The organism is Bradyrhizobium sp. CCBAU 11386, assembly GCF_028128955.1.
Classification (GTDB): domain Bacteria; phylum Pseudomonadota; class Alphaproteobacteria; order Rhizobiales; family Xanthobacteraceae; genus Bradyrhizobium.
Map to the genome: position 1 here is coordinate 1 of NZ_LBKA01000128.1, position 4,838 is coordinate 4,838.

The 4,838-nt window shown below is 58.4% G+C and carries 4 protein-coding genes; 1 reads left to right on the forward strand and 3 read right to left on the reverse strand.

What is annotated here, in order from left to right; all coding sequences use genetic code 11:
* Nucleotides 1-150: 150 nt before the first annotated feature.
* From XI09_RS08925 to XI09_RS08935, 3 genes are all read right to left on the reverse strand, one after another.
* Nucleotides 151-528: a TadE/TadG family type IV pilus assembly protein gene (locus XI09_RS08925; RefSeq protein ID WP_271566509.1), complete on the reverse strand. Its 378-nt coding sequence runs from the start codon at nt 526-528 to the stop codon at nt 151-153.
* Nucleotides 525-965, reverse strand: a complete 441-nt coding sequence (locus XI09_RS08930; protein WP_271566512.1) for a TadE/TadG family type IV pilus assembly protein — start codon at nt 963-965, stop codon at nt 525-527. Before XI09_RS08930 ends, XI09_RS08925 begins: the two co-directional genes overlap by 4 nt.
* 74 nt (nt 966-1,039) lie before the next feature.
* Nucleotides 1,040-2,380, reverse strand: coding sequence for a pilus assembly protein TadG-related protein (locus XI09_RS08935; RefSeq protein WP_271566510.1), 1,341 nt, complete (start codon nt 2,378-2,380; stop codon nt 1,040-1,042).
* Between the two features lie 897 nt (nt 2,381-3,277).
* Here XI09_RS08935 and XI09_RS08940 point away from each other — a divergent pair.
* Nucleotides 3,278-3,466 (forward strand): hypothetical protein, encoded by a 189-nt coding sequence (locus XI09_RS08940; RefSeq protein WP_148772496.1) that lies wholly within the window; start codon nt 3,278-3,280, stop codon nt 3,464-3,466.
* Nucleotides 3,467-4,838: the final 1,372 nt, after the last annotated feature.

The following is a 4,838-nucleotide window of genomic DNA, read 5'->3' on the forward strand; positions in this document are numbered from 1 at the left end:
CCCTGGAATTGGCGCGAGCGAAATAAGCAAGTCAACCAAGCAGCCTGAGTGACCGCTACGCGGTCCTCACCGGATGCTTACGATCAGACACTATTAGCCTCCGCAATGCGACGTCAGTAACGCACTTAAGCGCAGGCCGACAGGACGTACTTAACTCGGAAAGCACGCCTGGGCCGTCAGGGTTAGTGGCGAGAGATTAAGCACTTGCGGAAACTCAAATACATAACTCGCGCTCACCTGATTGCCGCATGTTGAGGTGGAGTAGGTGAATGCCTGCGCCGGGAGACCGAGGCCGAACGCCTGCTGAGCCGCGTAACCGGTAATGGCGTCGCTGCTCGGGCAAAGCGTCGGATTGACGGTTGCGCAGCGCGCCGCCATTTCCGTCCCGTGTTGCAGGCCGAGCTGAGTCCAAAACAGCAACCCGAACTCGATGATTCCAAATATGAATAGAAAAAAGACTGGCGCGGTCAGAGCAAATTCCAGCGCCGAAGCCGCTTGATTGTCTCGCCATATGGTCGTGAACTTCACTGCAGCCTCGCAGTGGATCGAGCGTTATAGGTGTAGGTGGCGGCGACAATTTGATAGTTGATCAGCGTATAGTACGTCGCCTGCGCCGAGACCGTCGCATATGTTCCGGCCTGCGCACCGCCCGAGCAAACCGTACCGCAGCTAACACTGCTAACTCCTTCGTTTGTTGGGCAGCCGCAAAACTGAACTGGCGCAGGTGAAGCAGTGATAACTGTGGAGTTGGTCGCGCTCGTTACCGCGCTGGAAATTCCGCTGGCATCAAAACCGCGCGCAATGGCATATTGCGCTCCGGCTTGCGCCGCCTGCTCAACCTGCATTTTGCGATAGACTGCGAGTCCTATATCACTCACCGAGACAACCATCAGAGACAGTAACGGAATCATGATACCGAATTCGATAGCAGCTGCCCCACGTGTATCGCGTACAGCAGCGCGCAAGTCGCAGGGCTGGGCATAGAGTAATCGACCTCGGCTCCCGGGAGGTGAGTTTTGGATTTGCATCGGGTTCAACCTCACTCAATCAGTTGCGCGGTTTGCGCGCCGATCGTCGCAGTGCCTAGCGCGGAACAATTGACCTGAAGATTCGATGTGCCGCTGAACGTCAAGGTATCCGCGATGATCTTGGTGCAGGAAGTGCTCGTGCCGTTGCCACCACTGAAGCTAAGATTGGCCTTCGGCAGGTAGATGGCACCGCCGAAATTTTGGGTGCTGCCGCCCGTCAGATTGAAAGCAGTTCCCGCAGGCATGTTGCGGTCGCCATACATGACGATTCCCTTGGTGGAACCTGTGGTCGGCGCTGTCAAATCGATGATCGCGTTGCTGCCGATTGAGGCCGTACCCCAGTTGCTGCCCGACCCGGTAAAGACGAGGGTCACGTTCGCACCTGTGATCGTGGCATTGCCCGCTACGCTAAGGTTCGCGCCGTCGAGATAGTAGATGGCGGGGTTTAGGTTGTCGGGGTTCAGATTTAATGTTGCTCCAGCATTGACGGTGATGCTGCCGCTATAGCAGCCAGGACTGAGTGAGTTGGTTTTCCCATTGGCGTTGATCGTATACTTCTTGTTGTCGCAGCTTGGCTCCGAGGGGGGAGATACGTTTGCATAGGGATCGGCGACCGCCCGCATGTGAGTTCGGACGCCATTGGTCGCCGTGATGCTGCTCGCGCCGGAGACGTCGCCAACCACTCCAACCTGATTGGCAGAGACAGTGGCGCTGCCGGCAACGTTGAGCGATGGGCTTGCACTGGAATTGCTGTAGAGGTTGCATTTAATCAGATTGAGCTGATTGCCTCCGCTCACGTTCACAGCCGGGCTCGCGCTCGAATTGAGCGCGAGTACACAGCCTGTCCCGGAATTGGGTAGGGCCACCGCACGCGCAGTGATGAGCACAGGATCTGAACCGAACAGCGACGATAGCAGCCGCTGTTGCGGCTGGCTCACGACGACTTCGATTGCCTGCGGGTTCGAGGTGTAGTTGCCCGTCTTCGGCGGTTGGTTGACCGCGATGGTGACGTTGTTCACAGCATTCCTGTAACCATAGTTCGCTGTGACTGCATTGGCTTCGGAGGTCAGATCGCCGCCCGCAGTTGCGGCCGTTGCCGCACTCACCGCGCCTGAGTCCGCCGCACTCTGCATGTTTTTATGCTTATAGTACCACCATCCAACCTCGGTGCCGAGACCGGCTGTGCCAACCAAAACAGGCATCAACAGCGCAGATAGGATTACGTAGCTGCCGGACTGATCTCGAATAAACTGTTGAAACAAACCGGTCCGGCGCAGGCGCTGACTCGCTCCACCATGCGACAGGTGTCGCGAAAAATTTAAGGGGCGGCTGCAGATCTTCCTGGGGCTCATGTATCCTCCCGGGAGTTGCCACTTTTTCCTGAAGCAGGTTGATGCTGGCCGATTAAAGGCGCCCCAATGTGGCTAGGAAAATTTTAGCGAATTGAGTGACCAAGACGACGGCCCATTCTAGGAACGCTACTGCGGCGGCGGGGCGCAGACGGTTCCCGAGGATGATTGATCCAGGCGAAGTATCATTTTAGCCGACGTGCCAAACGCGTTGGTCCACGTCGAAGAGATCAGGCCCTTCGGTTCTCCCAAGCAATGCGTTTGACTTCCGCTCTGGGTCCAGAAGCGGACGAAGGTCTGCGCAAATGCCCGCGTCCACTTTGGGTCCAACAGGCGACATCGCGAGAGCGGCCGCGGGCTGAGGCGGCGGTCGCGTCGGTCACGATCGTTTGCGTATACGCATGTCCTCCGGGTCATTTGCCAGCGATGCACTATTTTTGTGTGCTCACCGTTCTCACAGAGTGCTCAAGAATTTGACCGCCGTATTTGGATGAACAGTGGTGCCGCGATCGCCGTGAAAAACAATGGTCGGGACAGGTGGACGGTCTTTCCGGCAACGGTGACTATCCGGAAGGAGTACATCCGTTGCGCTGTGGCCCGGGAAGCTGGCTTGCGCGCATGTTCGTATGGCTGGGCAACTGTGGTACCGCGTTCCCAGCACGCTCTGGCCCCGGCTCCGCCTCCAGCCCCGGAGTTGGGGCCAGTATTGGTGTCGAGCGACCGCGACGAGGGAGCGGGCTCCGGAGAGCAGCTCCGCCGGGACGAAAGCCGGCACTGCGGGTTGCGATCTCACAGTCCCGGGAACGGACGTTAGTGAACAACGGCCTCGGCACGCCCATTGGTGCCGGGCGATTTCTTCGGTGGCTGCGCCTCTCCTGGGATGACAAGCGGAGTTCAAGCATGGAGCTCACCGACTTGGAGCGGGATTTCCTGAAAGCCCTTCTCGACGGGCCATGGCTCAGCCCCGCGACCTTCGATCACGAGATCGTCGCGCGCATCGTCGAACTCGGCCTGGTCGAGAGCGGACCGCTTCAGTCGGGAGAGATCGAGTACCGCATCACCGAGGCGGGTCGGGCGGCGCTTCGCTAAACCGACGGAGCTCCGACGCTTGCGGCGGCGTGGGATCCCTGCCCGCGCGGGAGTCCGGGTGAGGTGCGGCTGTCCGGATGGACCTTCGCGTCGACGTACGCTTTTCGTGCCTTCGACAAACCCTTGGATGAGGGTGCCCGGAACGAATCACACCTCCCGGCGCTTGAATCCTGACTCGTTGTACATGGTAACTATGAATTGAGGAGGCGAGAATGGTCCTGATAGGACTTGGCGCTCTGCTCGTTCTTGGCGGAATCTTGTACATGGCACGCGCTACTATTTGGCGGGGATCGCTTAGTCGGCCCGCTGGCGATACACTGGAGCCGACGCGGCGCGGCGTGGGATTCTTGGGGGTCGGAGCGAACTGGCCGGGCCTTCTCCTTGTGGCAATCGGTGCCGTCCTATTGGTGTTGGGGGCCGGCCTCTAGCCTAAGCCCCCCGAGCTGCCGGCCTGGGCCATTTCAATTTGCCACTTTGCTGGTTTCGGGATGACGGTAAAACCGTTGTAGTCCAGCCAATCGACCAAAGGTCGGAATTCCGCAAGAGCAGCCCTTGGTCCGCTCAGGGTCAAAGGCGTCGTTCTAGTCGCCGCTCGTCACTTCCGGTCCCGCGAGAGAACAACGAGTCTGAGTTGCCCGGACTGGAAATTCCGTGGTTCGAAGCACATATTTTCTTTTCGGGATGGTGACAATTGTGCAATGCACTTGTGGTGCTGAGTACAGACGCACCGAAGATAAGTTCTTGGTGCCGCACACAGGTGACGCGGTCTGCGCAATCTGCGGAGCTGCTCTGGAATCGTGGCAGGAAAGCACCCACGTTCCGAGTTACGAACTTGTTGAACGTCCGAAGACAAAGACGGAGAACTGAATCTACATAGCACCGTTCTGGAATCGTCTTGATCGGTCAAGGAACGCGCCTTCAGCGAGGGAAACCCAAGGTGTATGGTTCCCCATAGAACGTTGGAGCCACTAGCCAGTTTTTTGGAGCGGATTTCACGGCGGGAGGACGTCATGAAACGCCACCGGTTCAAACAGGATAGGACGCTAGGCGAACGACTCATCGAGGAAGCTAGGCGAGCACGGGAAAAGGCAGTGCAGTTGCCCCCGGGCGCGGAACGTGAGGACCTTTTGAGGAAGGCCAGAACAGCAGACATCACAGTCGAAAATATTGACGAATGGCTGAAGTCGCCCCGCTTGCAGCCACCGAAGTAACGCCACTGATTTGCGAACTGAGGGAGGTGCACTTGGTAGCCGACCCAGGTCCACGCATTGCCTCCATCGTGGCCGTAGAAAGCTAGAACAGGCAGTTTGCCGAACGTCCGCTTCGGGTCCAGAAGCGGTCCATGCCGCAAGCCACCGAAGACGTCAGCCAA